The sequence below is a fragment of the Aggregatilinea sp. genome, from assembly GCF_036822615.1.
GTDB lineage: Bacteria > Chloroflexota > Anaerolineae > Aggregatilineales > Aggregatilineaceae > Aggregatilinea.
In genome coordinates, this window is sequence record NZ_DAISHJ010000110.1 from 1 (window position 1) to 17,628 (window position 17,628).

General features: G+C 63.7%; 18 protein-coding genes, 2 tRNA genes, 1 other RNA gene and 1 pseudogene. 7 read left to right on the plus strand and 15 right to left on the minus strand.

Annotated elements, in window-relative coordinates; translation table 11 throughout:
- The 3 genes from V7116_RS20820 to V7116_RS20830 form a co-directional block, all read right to left on the minus strand.
- A partial coding sequence (locus V7116_RS20820) for a HisA/HisF-related TIM barrel protein (RefSeq protein WP_324393903.1) occupies window positions 1–252 on the minus strand: 252 nt, incomplete at its 3' end.
- Window positions 249–857 carry an imidazole glycerol phosphate synthase subunit HisH gene (gene hisH, locus V7116_RS20825; RefSeq protein ID WP_324393904.1) on the minus strand — a complete coding sequence of 203 codons (609 nt, stop codon included), beginning with the start codon at window positions 855–857 and terminating at the stop codon, window positions 249–251. The genes V7116_RS20820 and hisH, both read right to left, overlap by 4 nt.
- Window positions 854–1,375, minus strand: a complete 522-nt coding sequence (locus V7116_RS20830; RefSeq protein WP_324393905.1) for a protein-tyrosine phosphatase family protein — start codon at window positions 1,373–1,375, stop codon at window positions 854–856. Before V7116_RS20830 ends, hisH begins: the two co-directional genes overlap by 4 nt.
- Window positions 1,376–1,535: 160 nt before the next feature.
- On the opposite strand from V7116_RS20830, the gene V7116_RS20835 reads away from it, so the two are divergent.
- A tRNA-Met gene (locus V7116_RS20835) sits at window positions 1,536–1,607 on the plus strand.
- 306 nt (window positions 1,608–1,913) lie between these two features.
- Window positions 1,914–2,132: a cold-shock protein gene (locus tag V7116_RS20840; RefSeq protein ID WP_324393906.1), complete on the plus strand. Its 219-nt coding sequence runs from the start codon at window positions 1,914–1,916 to the stop codon at window positions 2,130–2,132.
- A 99-nt stretch (window positions 2,133–2,231) separates the two neighbouring features.
- On the opposite strand, the gene V7116_RS20845 is transcribed toward V7116_RS20840, so the two are convergent.
- From V7116_RS20845 to ssrS, 3 genes are all read right to left on the minus strand, one after another.
- Window positions 2,232–3,077: an MBL fold metallo-hydrolase gene (locus V7116_RS20845; RefSeq protein ID WP_324393907.1), complete on the minus strand. Its 846-nt coding sequence runs from the start codon at window positions 3,075–3,077 to the stop codon at window positions 2,232–2,234.
- A 192-nt stretch (window positions 3,078–3,269) separates the two neighbouring features.
- Window positions 3,270–4,379 carry a uroporphyrinogen decarboxylase family protein gene (locus V7116_RS20850; RefSeq protein ID WP_324393908.1) on the minus strand — a complete coding sequence of 370 codons (1,110 nt, stop codon included), beginning with the start codon at window positions 4,377–4,379 and terminating at the stop codon, window positions 3,270–3,272.
- A 215-nt stretch (window positions 4,380–4,594) separates the two neighbouring features.
- Window positions 4,595–4,769, minus strand: a non-coding RNA gene (gene ssrS / locus V7116_RS20855) — 6S RNA.
- Window positions 4,770–4,923: 154 nt separating this feature from the next.
- Here ssrS and V7116_RS20860 point away from each other — a divergent pair.
- Both V7116_RS20860 and V7116_RS20865 read left to right on the plus strand, forming a co-directional pair.
- Window positions 4,924–5,769, plus strand: coding sequence for a formate/nitrite transporter family protein (locus V7116_RS20860; RefSeq protein ID WP_324393909.1), 846 nt, complete (start codon window positions 4,924–4,926; stop codon window positions 5,767–5,769).
- A gap of 13 nt (window positions 5,770–5,782) precedes the next feature.
- The gene (locus V7116_RS20865; protein WP_324393910.1) at window positions 5,783–6,571 is read left to right on the plus strand and encodes a ribonuclease H-like domain-containing protein; all 789 of its coding nucleotides are present in this window, start codon (window positions 5,783–5,785) and stop codon (window positions 6,569–6,571) included.
- Window positions 6,572–6,831: 260 nt separating this feature from the next.
- Here the strand turns inward: V7116_RS20865 and V7116_RS20870 are convergent, their stop codons facing one another.
- Both V7116_RS20870 and V7116_RS25910 read right to left on the minus strand, forming a co-directional pair.
- The gene (locus V7116_RS20870; RefSeq protein WP_324393911.1) at window positions 6,832–8,307 is read right to left on the minus strand and encodes an ABC-F family ATP-binding cassette domain-containing protein; all 1,476 of its coding nucleotides are present in this window, start codon (window positions 8,305–8,307) and stop codon (window positions 6,832–6,834) included.
- Window positions 8,308–8,401: 94 nt separating this feature from the next.
- A pseudogene (locus tag V7116_RS25910) lies at window positions 8,402–8,623 on the minus strand (hypothetical protein); the annotation flags it as partial.
- A 392-nt stretch (window positions 8,624–9,015) separates the two neighbouring features.
- On the opposite strand from V7116_RS25910, the gene V7116_RS20875 reads away from it, so the two are divergent.
- Window positions 9,016–9,852 (plus strand): S1 family peptidase, encoded by an 837-nt coding sequence (locus tag V7116_RS20875; RefSeq protein ID WP_324393912.1) that lies wholly within the window; start codon window positions 9,016–9,018, stop codon window positions 9,850–9,852.
- Between the two features lie 70 nt (window positions 9,853–9,922).
- Here the strand turns inward: V7116_RS20875 and V7116_RS20880 are convergent, their stop codons facing one another.
- Together V7116_RS20880 and V7116_RS20885 are read right to left on the minus strand one after the other, a co-directional pair.
- A complete protein-coding gene (locus V7116_RS20880) occupies window positions 9,923–10,462 on the minus strand; it encodes a class I SAM-dependent methyltransferase (protein WP_324393913.1) in 540 nt (179 codons plus the stop codon).
- Between the two features lie 143 nt (window positions 10,463–10,605).
- Window positions 10,606–10,677, minus strand: a tRNA-Gly gene (locus V7116_RS20885).
- 135 nt (window positions 10,678–10,812) lie between these two features.
- Between V7116_RS20885 and V7116_RS20890 the strand changes: the two genes are divergently transcribed.
- Window positions 10,813–11,214, plus strand: coding sequence for a YdeI/OmpD-associated family protein (locus tag V7116_RS20890; protein ID WP_324393914.1), 402 nt, complete (start codon window positions 10,813–10,815; stop codon window positions 11,212–11,214).
- Window positions 11,215–11,220: 6 nt separating this feature from the next.
- On the opposite strand, the gene V7116_RS20895 is transcribed toward V7116_RS20890, so the two are convergent.
- Entirely contained in the window at window positions 11,221–11,418 is a 198-nt protein-coding gene (locus tag V7116_RS20895) for a hypothetical protein (RefSeq protein WP_324393915.1), read from the minus strand.
- A gap of 104 nt (window positions 11,419–11,522) precedes the next feature.
- On the opposite strand from V7116_RS20895, the gene V7116_RS20900 reads away from it, so the two are divergent.
- A complete protein-coding gene (locus tag V7116_RS20900) occupies window positions 11,523–11,990 on the plus strand; it encodes an ASCH domain-containing protein (RefSeq protein ID WP_324393916.1) in 468 nt (155 codons plus the stop codon).
- Window positions 11,991–12,079: 89 nt separating this feature from the next.
- On the opposite strand, the gene clpB is transcribed toward V7116_RS20900, so the two are convergent.
- The 4 genes from clpB to V7116_RS20920 form a co-directional block, all read right to left on the minus strand.
- Window positions 12,080–14,686 carry an ATP-dependent chaperone ClpB gene (gene clpB, locus V7116_RS20905; RefSeq protein ID WP_324393917.1) on the minus strand — a complete coding sequence of 869 codons (2,607 nt, stop codon included), beginning with the start codon at window positions 14,684–14,686 and terminating at the stop codon, window positions 12,080–12,082.
- Between the two features lie 254 nt (window positions 14,687–14,940).
- Complete coding sequence (locus V7116_RS20910) at window positions 14,941–15,552, minus strand: LysE/ArgO family amino acid transporter (RefSeq protein ID WP_324393918.1); 612 nt, start codon at window positions 15,550–15,552, stop codon at window positions 14,941–14,943.
- Window positions 15,553–16,046: 494 nt separating this feature from the next.
- Window positions 16,047–16,919, minus strand: a complete 873-nt coding sequence (locus V7116_RS20915) for a nitrilase-related carbon-nitrogen hydrolase (protein WP_324393919.1) — start codon at window positions 16,917–16,919, stop codon at window positions 16,047–16,049.
- A 154-nt stretch (window positions 16,920–17,073) separates the two neighbouring features.
- A partial coding sequence (locus tag V7116_RS20920) for a prolipoprotein diacylglyceryl transferase family protein (RefSeq protein WP_324393920.1) occupies window positions 17,074–17,628 on the minus strand: 555 nt, incomplete at its 5' end.

Consider the following 17,628-nt stretch of genomic DNA (forward strand, 5'->3'; position numbering starts at 1 on the left):
CGTGCGCAGCCCGCCGCCGAACTGCACCGGCAGCCCGACCTGCGCCACCGCGCGCAGCGTATCCAGCGCCAGCTCGGCCTCGCCCAGCGTGCCGTCCAGGTTGACCACGTGCAGCCACGATGCGCCCGCCGCTTTCCAGCGTTCGGCCATCGCCACCGGATCGTCGCCGTGCACGGTTTCCTGCGCGGGATCGCCGTGGAACAGCCGCACCACGCGGCCCCGCCGCACGTCAATCGCGGGATAAACGATCATGAGGCCATCTCCACGAAGTTCTTCAAGATGCGCAGCCCGGTCGCCTGGCTCTTTTCGGGGTGCGGCTGGATGCCGTACAACGTGCCGCGCCCGACCACCGACGCGTACTCGATGCCGTAGTCGGTCGTCGCCAGCACGTCCGCCGGATCGCCCGCCTCGACGTAATAGGAGTGCACGAAGTATGCGTAGCTGCCGTCCTGCACGCCCGCCAGCAGCGGCGTCTCCTGCCGCGCGTGGAGCTGGTTCCAGCCGATGTGCGGGACTTTCGGCCCGTTCACCGGGAAGCGTGTCACGCGGCCCGGCAGCAGACCCAGACCCTTATGGATGCCCATCTCGTCGCTGGACTCGAACAGGTACTGCATGCCCAGGCAGATGCCGATCAGCGGCACGCCTGCTTCGACCGCCGCGTGCAGCGGCTCCTCGAAGCCCGCCGCGCGCAGGGCGGCCATGCCCGCGCCAAACGCGCCGACGCCCGGCAGCACGATCTTTTCCGCGCCTTCCAACTGGTCCGGCGTGCTGGCTGTGACGACGTCCACGCCCAGATGCGTCAGGGCATTGCGAACACTGCGTAAATTTCCCGCGCCGTAATCGATGATGGCAATCATAGGGCTGCATCCTCCCGCCAACCGGTGACCATGACTCGCTGTTCAACCGTTTCCGGCGATCCGGTGTCGCCCCCGCGCAGCCGCACGAGCGTCTCCAGCGCCGCCGATCCGTCCATACCGTGCCGCACCAGCCAGCACCCGATCACGGTGCCGGTCCGGCCAATGCCGCCCATACAGTGCACGTACACCACGTGCCCCCCGGCCAGCGCGCCGTCGAGCACGTCAAGCGTGGCGGCCATCTGCGCCCGCGTGGGCACGCCCAGGTCGCGGATCGGCATGCGGTGATGCTGCACGCGCCGTCCCTCGGCTGCCGCGAGTGTCTGAGCGTCGAGCCGGTAATCGCGCAGCTCGCCCGCTTCGGTCAGGTCGAGAAAAAACGTCACGCCCGCCGCGATCACCGCACCCAGCCGTTCGAGCATCCGGCTTTGCGCCGCCGCCCCGGGATAGGGTCCGGCCAGCAGGCGGCCCGGCTGCACCCAATACGCGCCGCGCAGGGGAATCTCTGTTCTGTCTGCCATCACGCTCTTGCCTCTATCTTACCGCCCGTACCATGCCCGTGCATTAGTTAGTTTGCCCTGCCATGTGCGGTCGTAAAACGTTTCATGAGCATCGGATAAGAATGGCCTTTCACCCTTGACCCGCCCTGATGCGGGTGGTATAGTACTCCACGTTACACGCTGCGGGGTAGAGCAGTGGCAGCTCGTCGGGCTCATAACCCGGAGGTCGCAGGTTCGAATCCTGCCCCCGCTATACAATAAAGACCCCAGTCATCCGGCTGGGGTCTTTTTGCATCCCCAGCCCGGCCAATCCGCCCCTCCGCAGGGCGTGCGCCGCATAATTTTGAGAGACAATTGAACGAAATTTCACCATAAAGATCTTCTATTGACAAAATAGTGAAAGCCGTGTATCCTACTTGCTTGTAGTGGTGAAGGCTGTTTATAGTAACAAGTCATAATGATCCAGGCGTACCATTCTCACCTCCCCCGGATTTTTGTGTCTTAAGCACCTCCCTCCCTACAACCAAACACCTCTTTTAAACGGGAAGGAGTCTCCCAAATGTCTGAACAACGTGTAACAGGTACAGTCAAGTGGTTCAACGCTCAGAAGGGCTTCGGCTTCATCGAGCGCCAGGGTGGTCCGGACGTATTCGTTCACCACAGCTCGATCGTGGGCGAAGGCTACCGCGAGCTGAACGAGGGCGAAAGCGTCGAGTTCACCGTTACGCAGGGCCAGAAGGGTCCCCAGGCGAGCAACGTGGTCCGTAAGGGCAACTAACACGTCCGCTCCACTAAGCTAGACACTGAACGCCCTGTACCAGAAGGTACGGGGCGTTTCTTTTTGCCATGTGATCCGGGAGGTAGGGGACAGCGCGCGTTACAGCGTATGGATCCACTCCGTATGGAGCTGGTGATACAGCGCGTGCAGGTTGCGGCGGTGCAGGTCCTGCACCAGCCCGTTGAGCGGGATCCGGCTTTTTCCGCAGTCCTCGATGGTAAGGGCGTCCAGGTCATCGAGCGATCCCTGCTCGGAGACCACGCGCTCGACGAAGCGCCGGATGGTCGCCAGATATTCCAGGTCCGCGTCGATCTTCTCCTCCACCTCACCGCGCAGCACCACCTCGCCGTGCCCCTGCACGACGTTTTCGTATGCGCCGTTTTTTAGTGCGTTCAGGCTGGCGATGAAATCCTCGTAGCTGCCGTCCACGAAGTACGGCACGGGCATCAGCGTATCGGCGGCGAACAGCACGCGGTCCTCTTTCACCAGGCACACGATCGAGTCCGGGCTGTGCCCCGGCGAATGCCACATCTCGATCGTTTTGTTCCCCAGGTGAATGCTCATCGCGCCGGTATCGAACACCAGATTGGGCAGCACGAGCTGCACGTCGCGCAGTTCGGGCATATTCTGCTGCGCCTGAGTCAGCCCTTCCAGGCCGCGCGTTGCCAGCAGTTCGTAGCACTTGGCATGGCTGACGACTTCCGCGTTCTCGAAGAAGCAGGTCCCATAGGTGTGATCGGCGTGATAGTGCGTGTTAATGACGTAACGCACCGGGCAGTTCAGCCGGGTTTCGAGGAATGACTTGATCGCGCGGGCTTCTTCGGGAAAGACCAGCGTATCGATCAGAATTGCGCCTTCGGATGTGATGACCGCGCCTGCGGTGACCTGGGCATAGAGTTCGCTGGTGAACACATAGATGTCATCTGCGACACGTTCTCGCTGCATAGCTGGCGCTACCCTGATGATTTGGCCCTAAAGTATTGAGCAGGCCCGAAGTATAGCGATTTGCGAAACCAGAATCAAGAAAGCAGCGGATCTGAGGGGAAACGATGGCATTTTGGGCGCTCTGGAACCGGCGCTGGCCCCCTGCCGGATGGCGTGATGCGAGGGCCAGCAGCCGGACGATGTGCGCGTTTATTACGCCGGTTCGAACGCACGCTCAGCGGCGGCGCGGATGATGGCCGACAGCGTGGGATCCATCACCGGCAGCGCTTCGTCGGACGTGTCGTCGGCGGGCGTCATACTGCCCAGCGGCAGACCGCGCCCGGCTTCCATGAACGCCTGAATGTTCACCAGCGGCGTTTCCGGCGGCAGGTCGCAGCCGGTGCTGAGGATGAAGTTGGGGAACGGCTGCATGCTCTCGACCAGTTCGCGCGTGGTGTCGTAGACGCCTTCGGGCGACTCGTCCACCATCACCGCCGTGGGATTGATGTTGCCGATCAGTACCACGTCCGAGGGCACGGACTTGGCGACCTCGGGGAAGTTCACCAGCGAGTCGAGGCTGAGGCCCTGCGCGCCCGTGGCGACCATTTCTTTCATCAGGTGCGTCGTGTTGCCGCAGATGTGCAGCACCGGCAGCACGTCTGCGTGATCGATCTGCTCGATGATCTGCTTGGTGTAGTTCCCCGAAAATTCGCGGTACTGGCGCGGGGAAAGCATCACGCCGCTCGGCTCCAGAATGGCGATGGTGTCCGCGCCCGCGGCGGCCAGTGCCTTCGCGTAGCGGTTGATCACGAGCGTCGCCAGGTTCAGCGCTTCGTGCAGCAGGTCGGGATCGTCCAGCGTCGCCATCGCCGCGTTGGTCGCGCCCATCATCAGACCCGCCAGCGTATACGGCCCGATCACGTAGCCGCCGCGCATGGTGTTCAGGTGGCGCGCCATCAGGCGCATGGTCTCGATGTAGACGCGCGCCCGCCCGTCGGTCAGCACGTCGATCATGTAGAACTGCTGCAAGTCGTGCGACGTGCGCACCATCGGATATTCCACGCTTGGTGATTCATCGAGCGGGAAGCGCACCGGCAGGCCCAGCGCGTTCGCCTCGACCGACAGGTCCATGAAGATGAACAGGCCGTCGGGCTGGAAGCGCCGCGACAGCTCGAACAGGGTCCAGAACTGTACGCCCCAGTTAAATTCATTTTGTTTCAGCGACGAGTGGTTGATCTTGATGCCGGGGAACCCCATCAGCGGAACGACCAGCGGACCTTCGTGCTCACGTGCAATCTGCGCTAAAGAGAGTGGACGGGACATAGGGAAAGGTCTATTCCTTCATACAGGTAAGCAGCCAACGAGACGAGACGATCCGTATATTCGACTATGTTACCGATATCATTGTAGTCATTTCCCCGGTTCAAATCGGCGCACGAAAGTCACTATATTCACGTGCAATCCTACGTGATACGCGCGGACATGGCGGCTGAAGGGAAACGAAAAGCGCCCTGTTCGATTGAACAGGGCGCTCGATAATACCTCCCGCTATGCCGTGTGCCGCTACGTTTTGAACCTGCTTTCGCAGGTGGGTCACCGGTCTGGCATGTCGGCTTTGGAGCGAATCCTAATGCGTCTTTGCCAATACTTGGGTGCCCATAGTTTGGGTGTTGGCTCAAAACACTGTGCGGATCACGGGCACAGCAGGTTGATACCCGTTATACCACGCTTGGATACCCGTGTAAAGGATAAAATGAGTAAGGGGATGTAAAAATTTTCTAAACTTTTGGTCGGCGCTAGAATGGCTGTTTTCCGGGCTTTGACGGCCCGGCTGACTCTCAAAAACTGCGTTTAAAGAAGGGATTTTATGGAAAACCAGATTCGTATCGATGCTTTGCTGCCCTCCGAAATGGCCCAGCGTGCCGAGACGATCGGCGCGGCCAAAGCCGTCATGAACGCGGCGACGATGTTCGCGCTGGCGGTGTTGGCCGGGGCGTTCATCAGCCTGGGGGCGCTGTTCGCCACGACGATTTCCGCCGGAGCATCCGGTGTGGTGCCGTTTGGCCTCGTTAAGCTGCTGATGGGGCTGGTGTTCTGCCTCGGCCTGATCCTGGTCGTGGTGGGCGGTGCGGAGCTGTTCACGGGCAATAACCTGATCGTGATGGCGTGGGCCAGCGGCAAGGTCTCCACGCGTGCGCTGCTGCGCAACTGGGCCATCGTCTACGCGGGCAACTTCGCCGGGTCGATCGGCACGGCAGTGCTGGTGCTGCTCAGCAAACAGTACACGTTCGGCGGCGGGGCGGTCGGCAAGACGGCCCTGAGCATCGCCACGGCCAAAGTCCAGTACGGCTTTGTGCAGGCGATCGCGCTCGGCATCCTGTGCAACGGGCTGGTGTGCCTCGCCGTGTGGCTGACCTACAGCGCGCGCAGCACCACCGACAAGATCCTGGCGATCATTTTCCCGATCACGGCTTTCGTCGCGGCGGGCTTCGAGCACAGCGTCGCCAACATGTACTTTATCCCGATGGGCCTGTTCATCAAGAAGTTCGACGCGACCTGGGCGGCGGCCAGTGGCGTGGACCTGTCTTCGCTGACCTGGGAGCACTTCCTGGTCAATAACCTGCTGCCGGTGACCATCGGCAACATCATCGGCGGCACGGTGCTCGTCGCGCTGATCTACTGGTTCGTCTACCTGCGCGATCACCGCGCCTGAACGGATAACGACTATGGCCTGCGACCTGCACCTGGAACTGCTCTACAACGTCTCGCGTAAGACGCGCGAAGGCTTGCGCGAGGCCGGGATCACGTCACTGGCGCAGATCGCGGCCCTGAGCATCGAGGATCTTCAGCGCGTCAAGGGGATCGGCAAGGTCACTGCGCCGATGATCCGCGCCAACGCGCAGGCGTGGCTGGCAAGCCAGCCGGTGTGGTACAACCCGCTGCCGGATGTCTGCGATCAATGCGGCTGGATGTTCGACCTTGAAACGCTTCAGGACGGCACGCCGTGGTGTATGGGTTGGTGCGACGAGCACGGCAACACGCAGATCGCGCTGGTCGCGCCCGTCGAGGAGCCGCAGACGGTGACTCTGCTCGACGGCCAGCAGGCGACGCTCGCGCCGGACAGCGACAGCGTGTGGACCGTCTTCGCGGAGTCCGCCGCCATGCGCCCCGGCCCGATCTACCACTGGACCGGGTACGACTCGGCCATCATGCGCGCCACCGCGCCCCAGGACGTGATCGACCGCCTCCATGCGCGTTTGCACGACCTGCACGGCACGGTCAAGCGCAGCGTGAGCTTCCCGCTCGGCAGCACGTCGATCAAGGTGGTGGCGGCCTATTTGGGCTATCCGTGGCCGGGTTACAACGACTGGTTCGCGGCCTTTCTGGATTACCGCGAGTGGTTGTATACCGGCAGTCCCGAGGCGCTCACGCGCGCCTGCATGTACCAGCGCGCCGACGTCGAATCGATGGCGTGGGTCTGGCGCTGGATGGTGCAGGACGGCGGCCTGCGGTAACCGGGTCTCCGTCGAATCCTCACCCCCGACCTCTCTCGCAGGTTTTGTGGGGGCGGGTTTCTAACCCGCCCTGCCTTTATAAATCCCCTGATGATCTGCGGTACGCTCCTGCATATTTTTCGCGGCGCACAGGCGAAAAACGGGCGGAGCAAGCCCCGCCCCTACGGATCTCGCTTGATCGTGCTTGTCTCCCCTCTCCAGCCCAGATTGGAGAGGGGCCGGGGGTGAGGTCTGCCCAAAATGCACGATTCACCCGTTTGTCACGTCGAGATCGCTGCCGTCTGCATCACCAGCCGCCCCTCTTCCAGCGCCCACACCTCACCCCCAAAGCGTTCGATGAAGCGCCGGTCGTGCGACGCGGCGATCACCGGGCCGGGGAAGGCGCGCAGGGCGTCTTCCAGCGCTTCCAGCACGTCGAAGCTGACCGTGTTGGTCGGCTCGTCGAGCAGCAGTAGGTTGGCGCGCGCCGCGATCAGCCGCGCGATCTGGAGCTTGCGCTGCTGCCCGCTGCTCAGCGCCCGGACCGACTGGCGCAGCTCCTCGTAGCGGAACAGCCCCGAGGCCAGCAGATCGGTGATGGCGTGCTGCTCCTCGCCGGGCATCCCGTCGCGGTAGACGTCCAGCACGCTGCGATCCGTCTCCGCAAACGGCTGGCCCTGGTCCAGGTAGCCCACACGCACCTGTGGATTGACCGTGACACTGCCCTCGTCGGGCCTGTCGAGCCCGGCCAGCAGCCGCAGCAGGGTTGTTTTACCCGCGCCGTTCGGCCCGGTGAGCACGATCCGGCTGCGCGGACCGAACGTAAACGTCACGTCGCGCAGGACCCAGCGCGCCCCAAAGCGCCGTCCCAATCCCGACGCGGCCAGCGGCCAGTGACTTTTCAGATCCTGCGGGTCGAAGTCCGGGTCGAAGCGCAGCGGCTCCGGCGGCTCCGGGACCGGGTTTTCCTCGATGCGCCGCAGCTTTTCCTCCGCGCTGTTCAGCCGCCGCGCCACCGTGATCTGCACGCGCGTCTTCTTGTGATAGCGCAGGAACTTGTCGCCGTCCATGGGGCGGTTGTGGCCCACGCTGCGCGCGGTCGTGTTCATTTCCAGTCGCAGCGCGCGGATTTCGTCCTGCTGACGGGCATAGTCTTCTTCCCACTTGCGGCGGGCCTGCGCCTTCGCGTGCAGATAGGCGTCGTAGTCGCCGGTATAGCGTACGGCGGCGTGCGTGTGCTCGTCGATCTCCACGATGACGTTCACCGTGCGGTTCAGGAACGCGCGGTCGTGCGAGACGACCAGCAGCGCCCCGCGCCACGCGGCCAGCGTGTCTTCCAGCCACGTCAGCGCGGCCAGATCCAGGTGATTGGTTGGCTCGTCGAGCATCAGCAGGTCGGGCGCTTGCAGCAGCAGCACCGCCAGCCCCAGCCGCGATCGCTCCCCGCCCGACAGGCTGCCGACCGTGCGCGTGGGCGGCAGGTGATCCAGCCCCAGGCCGTGCAGCACGCGCTCCTGGCGGTGATCGAGGTCGTAGCCGCCCTGCCGCTCGAAGAGGTCCAGCGCCTCGCCGTAGGCCGCCATCACGTCGTCCAGATCGGCGTCCGTCGCCATGCGCGCTTCCAGCTCGCGCAGGTGCGCTTCCAGCGCGCGCAGATCGCCCAGGGCGGCGTCCAGCAGGGCCGCGATCGTCTGGTCGCCGGGGGCGTCCAGCGTTTGGGGCAGGTAGCCCAGCCGCACGCCGGAAGCCAGCGACACGCTGCCGCCGTCCGGCTCGATCGCGCCCGCCGCGATCTTGCCCCGCCTGCGCCATATAGGCCGATACCTGCGTGAGCAGCGTCGATTTGCCGACGCCGTTCGCGCCGACCAGCCCGACGCGCTGCCCGCCGTCCAGCCCCAGCGAGACGTCGTTCAACACCTGGTGGTCGCCGTAGAATTTCGAAAGGTGATCGAGGGTCAATAACATAGAGCGCCTCTTTGTTCCGCTTGTCGTCGAATGAGAAAGATCGAAGGCGGCGCGGCGCTTCTGCCAGGAAAGCAAAAACGCCACCAGAGACAACTCTGCGTGGCGCATGACGGCACAGTCTATGTGTGGGGCGCAGCCTGACAGGCCGCGAGATGGCGCGCAGCAACAGAGCAGTCTCTAAGGACTAGCGATTGTTACTGCGAGACTCCATCATGACCCCTTCTGATTCGTGGACGAAGACCCGGGGGACGCCTGCCGTTGTGCGGCACACATCCGCCAAAGCCGCCCGTAGTGTACGACGACTCGCGCGGCGCTGTCAAGAGTCGGCGTGCGTGGAATATGTTTTAAGTTAATATCTGTTCTATTTATAAAGAAAAATTGGTCTGTATTTATCTTTCATTGTGGTTGTCATATTCAGCGGCTTTCAACGGTATTAGATCGTAGGCTCCCCTATTTTGACCTCGCTGAGCGAGGAATACATCAACCCATTAGGAGGACATATGAGAAAAAAGCTGCTGGTTTCCGTCGCTGTTGTCGCACTGCTGCTGCTGGCCGTCGCTTCTGCGGGGGCCGTGACCTGGGGTGAACCCGATCAAGGCGCGCATCCGTACGTGGGTACGCTGTTGTTCCAGCAAGGAGGCGGTCTGTACAGCTGCTCTGGCACGCTGCTGTCCCCGACCGTCATGGTAACGGCAGGCCACTGTACGGAAGAGGGCGGTGTCCCGAACACCATGACCTACGTGCGTTTTGAAGAGGATGCACTGACCGGAATCGACAACTACCGCGACGCGAACGGCGTGCTTGATCTGGGCGCGTGGCTCGCCAACGATTGGATCGCCGCCACGGCCATCCCCCATTCGAACTATGACGACTTCAACCAGTTCCCGGCCACCTACGACGTGGGGATCGTGATCCTGTCCGAGCCGGTGTATCCCGGCACGTACGCCCAACTGCCCGAGCTCGGCTTCCTGGAGACACTGACCAAAGGCCAGGGCCAGAAGAACGACCAGTTCACGGTCGTGGGCTATGGCATGCAGGGCTACATCAAGCCGTTCGAGATGGATATCTGGGCGCGCTACAAGGGCACGGTGTCGCTGGTCGAGCTGAACAGCACCTTCGCGGGCGGTCACAGCGCGAAGTTCACCAACAACCCCGGTCACGGCAACGGCTCCGGCGGCTCGTGCTTCGGCGATTCGGGCGGTCCGGTCTTTTACGGCACTACGAACGTGATCACGGCGGTGGTGTCGTGGGGCAACTCACCTTGCATCGGCATGGATTACCAGTTCCGCCTGGACACGGCGATCGCACAGGACTTCATCCGGCCTTACCTGGGCTAATGCTGCGGCATTGAGCCAGGGTCTCACAGAAGACTCAAAACGCCGCTGAAAAGCGGCGTTTTTTCTCCCGTCATCCGGCGCTGCCGTTGATACTGACCGCCGAATAAATATGGCCCAGAAAGCTGCTGGGGACCGTGTGCAGCCGCCGCGTCGCGGTGAAGCTGTTCTGCGCCGCCAGCCGCTCCCAGCCTGGATAGCTCAACGGGTAGGGCACCCAGCGGTTCCCGTGGTCGGTGCCGTACTCCACGAGGATCAATCGCCCCTCGTCTTTCAGATAGCGCCGCAGCAGTTGGAGCACGGGATCTTTGTGGCGCACGAAATGCAGCGCGTTCGCCATGACGATGCCGTCCAGCGGCGGCAGATCCAGCCGTTCGGTGAAGTCCGCAGCTTGATACTGCACCGTGGCGCTCGGGAAGCGCGCCTGCATCGCGCGCCGCTGGGCTTGCAGTGCGCCCGCATCCCGGTCGATGGAATAGATCTGCCCTGCGGTGCCGAGCAAATCCGCTAACGCCAGCGTGAACGCGCCGGACCCGGAACCAAAATCGGCCCACACGCCGCCGGGCGCATCGATGCCGTCGCGGAGCAGTTGAACGTGGTCGGCGTGATTCATCGGTGAAGGCTCCCGTGGCCGCTGCTGCGTTATTCCGATCCCGAGCGGTACACCGATCGTACAACATCAGCGCGCAAAATGATCCCGCTCCTGTTTTCTGCACGGAGAATCAAAAAACGCCGCTTGAAGCGACGTTTTTTGTGAGCGGGCGACGAGATTCGAACTCGTGACCTTCTCCTTGGCAAGGAGACGTTCTACCACTGAACCACGCCCGCGTGGTTACTCAATGCCCAAAGTATAGCCCACCGGATCGGATTTGACAAGGGTAGAATCTGCGAAAGAATCAGCGTCATCGCCCTCGATTGCGCGCCCACATACCGCCAGGGCGCAGAGAGTCACAGGAGGACGTCATGACCCCATCGAACGCCGGGCCGCGTGGCATCGCGGAAGAAACGGTCCAGGCCAAAACCGGCAAATCGACGCAGGAGTGGACTGCGCTGCTGGACGCCTGGGGCGCGGCAGAGAAAGGCCACACCGCCACCGCCCGTTACCTGGAGCAGCACGGCGTCAGCGCGTGGTGGGCGCAGTCCGTCACGGTGCGCTACGAATATGCGCGCGGCCTGCGCCAGGAAGTTGCCATGCCACCGGAACTCAGCGATGTGCTGGCGCAGCACCCGACGGCGCAGGCGGCCTTCGACCGCCTCTCGCCCTCGCACCAGCGCGAGCACATCAAATATGTCGTGGAAGCCAAAAAACCGGAGACGCGCATCCGCCGGGCAGAGAAGACGATCCAGCAGCTTATTCAGGAGTAAGCGGCGCTAGTGCTCCCCGGCGTCGAGTAGCCGGTCCGCGCCCGGCAGTTTATCCGCCAGCTGCGACGGCTTGTGGATCAGGATCGGCAGGTGCTGCGGGCAGATCCAGTACACGCGGTCCTGGTAGCGCAGTTCGATCAGGGGCACCGCGTGGCTGTCCTGCTCGCAGACGAGGCAGCGCGGAACATCGCTAAGATTGGTCATGGAGGGTCCTTTCTGGGATGGGTCTACGTTGACCACCCTATCTTACCGTTCCGGCCTGTGGTACAACAACTGCATCGAGCCATGTATAAGGACAGGTGTGACCCGTGACCGAAACCGTCGAACGCTTCTGGCAGCGCTATCTGGCAACCCTGCCGCCCGATCACCCGCATCGCGCGGCGGCATATACCGCGTGGGCTTTTGGCGACGGCCCCGCGTTGGCCGACGAGCTGGCGGCGCTGGTCTGCCAGGGGATCAAAACCGGCACGGCGGGCCTGCTGTGGGAATATGAGTTCGACGGCGATCCGATCCCGCAGCCGGGCGAGCTTAACGTGATCCTCGACGGAAGCGAGACGCCGGTCGCCCTCACGGAAACGGTCAGCGTGGAAACCCTGCCGTTCAACGCCGTCGGCGCCGAGCACGCGTATTCTGAAGGTGAGGGCGACCGCTCCCTGGCCGATTGGCGCGACGGGCACTGGCGCTTTTTCGTGCGAAGCTGCACGCGGATCGGGCGCACGCCGGACGAAACGATGCCTATCGTGTGCGAACGCTTCCGGCTGCTGTTCACGGCCTGATCGAAAAATCCCCGACACGATTTTTACGTCGCGCCGGGGATCTGTCGGGGCGCATAACGATACGCCCCCTACAATTTTTGTGCGGTTGTTTACACGTACTCCGCCAGCGGCTCCGTGCTGAACGTGAGCGCGTCGCCGTCCGGCGCAACGTCCACGTACACCGTTTCGCCCTCGCGCACGCGCCCTTCGAGGATCGCCAGCGCCAGCGTATCCTGCAAATCGCGCTGGATGGCGCGCTTGAGCGGACGCGCCCCGAACACCGGGTCGTAGCCCCGCTCGGCCAGATAATCTTTGGCCGCCTCGCTGAGCGCGATCCCGATGTGGCGGTCGGCCAGCAGCCGTTCCAGCCCGCGCATCTGGATGTCCACGATGCGCTTGATGTCGGCTTTCGTCAGGCTGTGGAACAGGATGATCTCGTCGATCCGGTTCAGGAATTCGGGCCGGAAGGTGCGGTCGAGTTGTTCCAGCACCGCGCGCCGGACGTCATCCTCATTGTGCGCGCTCATCTGCTTGATCAGGTCGCTGCCGACGTTGCTGGTCATGATGATCACGGTGTTCTTGAAGTCCACCGTGCGCCCCTGGCCGTCCGTCAAACGCCCGTCGTCCAGCACCTGCAAGAACAGGTTGAACACTTCCGGGTGCGCCTTTTCGATCTCGTCGAACAGCACCACCGCATACGGGCGGCGGCGGACCGCTTCGGTCAGTTGGCCGCCTTCCTCGTAGCCCACGTAGCCGGGCGGCGCGCCAACCAGACGGCTGACCGTATGCCGCTCCTGGTACTCGCTCATGTCGATGCGCACCATCGCGTCCTGGTCGTCGAACAGGAACTCGGCCAGCGCGCGCGCCAGTTCCGTCTTACCGACACCGGTCGGCCCCAGGAACAGGAACGACCCCATCGGGCGGTTCGGATCTTGCAGTCCGGCGCGGCTGCGGCGCACCGCGTTCGCCACAGCGCGGATCGCGTCGTCCTGGCCGATCACGCGCTGGTGCAGGCGGTCTTCCATCTTCAGCAGCTTTTCGACTTCGCCTTCGATCAGCTTAGTGACCGGGATGCCCGTCCAGCGGCTGACGACCGCCGCCACTTCGTCGGCGTCCACTTCTTCCTTGAGCATCGCGCCGCCGTCTTCTTGCAGCGCGTTCAGGTGCTGCTCACTGTCGGCCAGCTTTTGTTCCAGCCGGGGCAGCTCGCCGTAGCGCAGGCGCGCCGCCGCTTCGAGATCGTTCTGGCGTTCGGCGCGCTCCAACTGCACGCGCACGTCGTCCAACTCGGATTTGGTCTCGCGGATGGCCTGGATCGCGCCCTTTTCCTGCTGCCAGCGCGCCTGCAGCGCGTTCGACTGCTCGCGCAGGTTGGCAAGCTGCTGTTCCAGGTCCTTCAGGCGATCCTTCGACGCTTTGTCGCGCTCCTTCTTGAGCGCCTCACGCTCGATTTCGAGCTGCATGATCTGGCGATCCACGTCGTCGAGCGCCTGCGGCTTGGAGTCGATTTCCATCTTCAGGCGCGACGCGGCCTCGTCGATCAGGTCGATGGCCTTGTCAGGCAGCTGGCGATCCGTGATGTAACGCGCGCTGAGCACGGCGGCGGCGATCACCGCGCCGTCCTGAATGCGCACGCCGTGATGCACTTCGTAGCGCTCCTTCAGACCGCGCAGAATGCTGATCGTATCCTCGATGCTCGGCTCGCCCACGAATACCGGCTGGAAGCGCCGTTCGAGCGCGGCGTCCTTTTCGATGTATTGGCGATATTCGTCCAGCGTGGTCGCGCCGATGGCGTGCAGCTCGCCGCGCGCCAGCATCGGCTTGAGCATGTTGCTGGCGTCCATCGAGCCTTCGGCCTTGCCCGCGCCGACGATGGTATGCAGCTCGTCCAGGAACAGGATGACCTGCCCGTCGCTGTCCGCGACTTCCTTCAGCACGGCCTTGAGCCGTTCCTCGAACTCGCCCCGGAACTTCGCGCCCGCGACGAGGCTGCCCATGTCCAGGGCGACGATGCGCTTGTCGCGCAGGCCTTCCGGCACGTCGCCATTGACGATGCGCTGCGCCAGCCCTTCCGCGATGGCGGTCTTGCCGACGCCCGCCTCACCGATCAGCACGGGGTTGTTTTTGGTACGGCGGCTGAGCACCTGCACCACGCGCCGGATTTCCTCGTCACGCCCGATCACGGGGTCGAGCTTGCCCTGCCGCGCCAGGGCGGTCAGGTCGCGCCCGTACTTTTCGAGCGACTGGTACGTGCCTTCGGGGTCCTGGCTGGTGACGCGCTGCCCACCGCGAATCTCCGACAGGGCGCGCAGCACCGTGTCGTGATCCGCCCCGTGGCGTTCCAGCAGGTCGCGCGTGCTCTTTTCCTGCGTCAGCGCCAGCAGGATGTGCTCGGTGCTGATGTAGTCGTCGTGCATCTTACCCGCGGCCTGTTCCGCGTCCCGCAGCACGCCGATCGACGCACGGCTGAAGTTCGACTGCGCGGCGCTGCCGTACACCTTCGGGCGGCTTTGCAGCAGGGCTTCCACGTCCGCGATCACGGCCTGGGGCCGCGCCCCGACCTTGCTGATCACCTGCGGCGCGACGCCGTCCGTCTGCTGGAGCAGGGCCAGCAGCAGGTGCGCGGGTTCGACCTCGCTGTGGTTATACGTTTCGGCCAGCCGCTGTGCGCTCTGCACCGCTTGCTGGGCTTTGGTGGTGAATTGATTCAGGTCCATAAGTTCCAATACTCCTGTTGTCGTGGGGTTCGGGGATCAGTGCTCAGGGATCGGCGTAAACGGCCTTTATCACTCTATACGTCGCTTCACCTGTGCCGTTGTGCCATCTCTTAAAACATCACGCGCCCTGCCGGTCACTGAAAACCGATCCTGATCGCTGTGTCGCTTTTTTACCCAGGTCAGTGTACCCCAGCGCCATAAGATCGGCGTCGGAGAAATGTAAGAGCTGTATTGTAGTTAGTGCGAAAGACATTTTACACCGCCGACAGCACCGCCAGCAGCCCGAACCCGGCCAGGATCGCGCCGGAAGCCCAGTTCACCCAGTGCAGGCGGCGCGGCGTGAACGACGCCCGCAGCAAGCTGACGCCGCCGCTCAGCAGCAGCCACCACGCCGCCGATCCTGCGAACACGCCCGCGACCAGTCCCAGCGCGGCCAGGGCGTCGCCGCCCGTCTCGCTGAGGCCCAGCCCAGCGAAGATCGCCACGAATGACAGGATCGTCGCGGGGTTGGTCAGCGTCAGCGCCACCGTGGACAGGTACGCGGCGCGCAGGCTCCCGCCGGAGGCAGCGATCGCGGCAGCTTCTTCGGCAGGATGCGCGCGCAGGGTCCGCACGCCCAGGTACAGCAGGAACGCGCCGCCGATCAGTTTGAGCGCCGTCTGCTGATCGACCAGAAAGCCGGACACCGCCGTCAGCCCGAACGCCGCGATGGAGCCGTACACCGCGTCGGCGGTCGCCGCCCCCAGCCCGGAGACCAGCCCGTGCGCGCGTCCGTCGGCCAGCGTGCGCCGGATGCACAGCACCCCAATCGGACCGACCGGGGCCGCAATCGAAAAGCCGATGATCAATCCTCGCAGAAACAGCATCTTGTCTTCGTCCTTGTGCGCGACGCAAAAAAAGCCCACCTTGCTGTCGCCGCTGCAAGGTGGGCTGAACGTGCTGGAAAGCTGAGGTTTACCGTCAGGACGTGCAGGCAGCAGGCGCTTCGTTATGGCGCTGCTGATTATTCACCATTCCGTTGGTCTGCATCGTGCGGATCATGTCACCCGGTCCTGAACGTACTCACCGCTTCATTGTAGGCGTGAAGGCCGTGCGGCGTCAATCGCGTTTGTGCAAAATAGAGAAACGTTTTTCGAGGGGCAGGGCACTGCCTTTCGTAGGGGCGGGGCTTGCCCCGCCCGTTGCGCGAAAAGCCGGGTAGGGCAAGCCCTACCCCTACGGTCATGGACTAAGCGATCCGTCTTGTACGTCTAGGTATCGTGTCGCAGCGCGCAAGCAGAGGAAGGGGGGCACTTGCGACAGATAGTAGATGCACCGTTGACGCGATTCCCTAATCCCCGATCCCTGATCTCTATTCCCTTTACCGCTCTCCGTTCGGCTGCTCGGCCAGAATCCGCGACAGCTCGCGCATCATCAGGCCGGTGCGCTCGTCGCGCAGCAGCGGCAGACGGCTGCGCGTGCGGTGCAGCTCGTTGAGGTCGATGGTGCACTCGACCAGCGCCTCGTCCAGGTAGGGCGCGTGCACCAAGAACTCCCCGTTCGGATCGGCCACCGTGCTGCCGCCCCAGAAGTTGAACCCGCCCTCGAAGCCGACGCGGTTGCAGTGCACGACGTAATTGGTGAACATGCTCGCGTAGGCCTGGTTGACCAGCTCGACCCAGCGCGCGCTGCCCAGCCGCTCCTGCTCGTCCAGGCCGCGCCCAGGACTGGCGCTGGCGAACAGCAGCAGGTCCGCGCCGTCCAGCCACAGCAAATACGGCGGTGACGCGTGCCAGAAGTCCTCGCAGATCAACATCCCGACGCGGCCAAAGCGCGTCTCGAACGCGCGCACCTCGTCGCCCCACGCGAAGAAGCGCCCCTCATCGAACATGGTATACGTCGGCAAATACACCTTGTGATGGACGTGCAGCGTCTTGCCTTCACTGAGGTACGCCTGCGAGATGTAGAAGCGGTGGCGGCGATCCTCCTCGACGAAGCCGACCACCAGATCGATGTTGGTGGCGCGGCTGGCGTCCAGCAGCGGCCCGAACATCGGATCGTCCGGCGTGGGATGCGCGGCCACCTCGGACACAAGGTCCTGCAGGTTGTAGCCGGTCAGCGACAGTTCGGGGAATACGAGCAGTTCGATGCCCTGCGCGGCGGCGTCTTCGATCGTGCGCAGGTGGTGGTCGAGATTAGCCTGGATGCTGCCCAGCCGGGGCGCAAATTGGGCGAGTCCGATGGAAACTTTCATAGCAGCGCGCCGGAAGGGGCGCGATCTCCTTTCGAGTGCGTGCGGAGGATCGCCGTGACACTCTGCGATTATACCGGTCCGTTTTATGACCTGCCGCCTGTGCCGTAATTTTTGCGGCTTTCTTTGCACCACTTTCTTTCGCGAAAGAAAGTGGTTACGCCTCTGGCTCTGTTGCCGCCTGCCGCCCGCGCAGCCACACCAGCCCGCCGGTGATTGTGCTGACCAGCAGTAAGCCGAGGTCGAAGATCTGATCGGCGCGGTGATCGAGCAGCATGGGCGTGGGATCGGCGCGGAAGAAGCCGAGGAAAAACAGCCCGATCCCCGTCAGCGCAAGGATCAGCCACAGGCGCAGGTCGGGCAGCCAGCCGCGCCACGTGATCAGCAGCACCAGCGCCAGCAGCACGAGGCCGAACGCGGCCCCCGCCCGCTGAACTTCCAGGCGCGGCGCGATGATGCCGTAAATGTCCGGCAGCTCGGCCACCATCCAGCCGGGGTAGTCGGCCAGGGTGCGCACCTCGTAGCCGTACGCGGTTCCCACGCGGCGGCACGCCAGCCACGCCGCGATCATCGCCAGTGGCCAGCCAATCGCGGCGGCATCCGTCCAGCGCGCGAACGGCACGCGCCGGATCTGCGCCGCCAGCCACGCGGCAGGCAGGCCCACCAGCAGCGCGCCGTGCGCCTGTAGCCGGCCGAAGCGCGAACGCTCCAT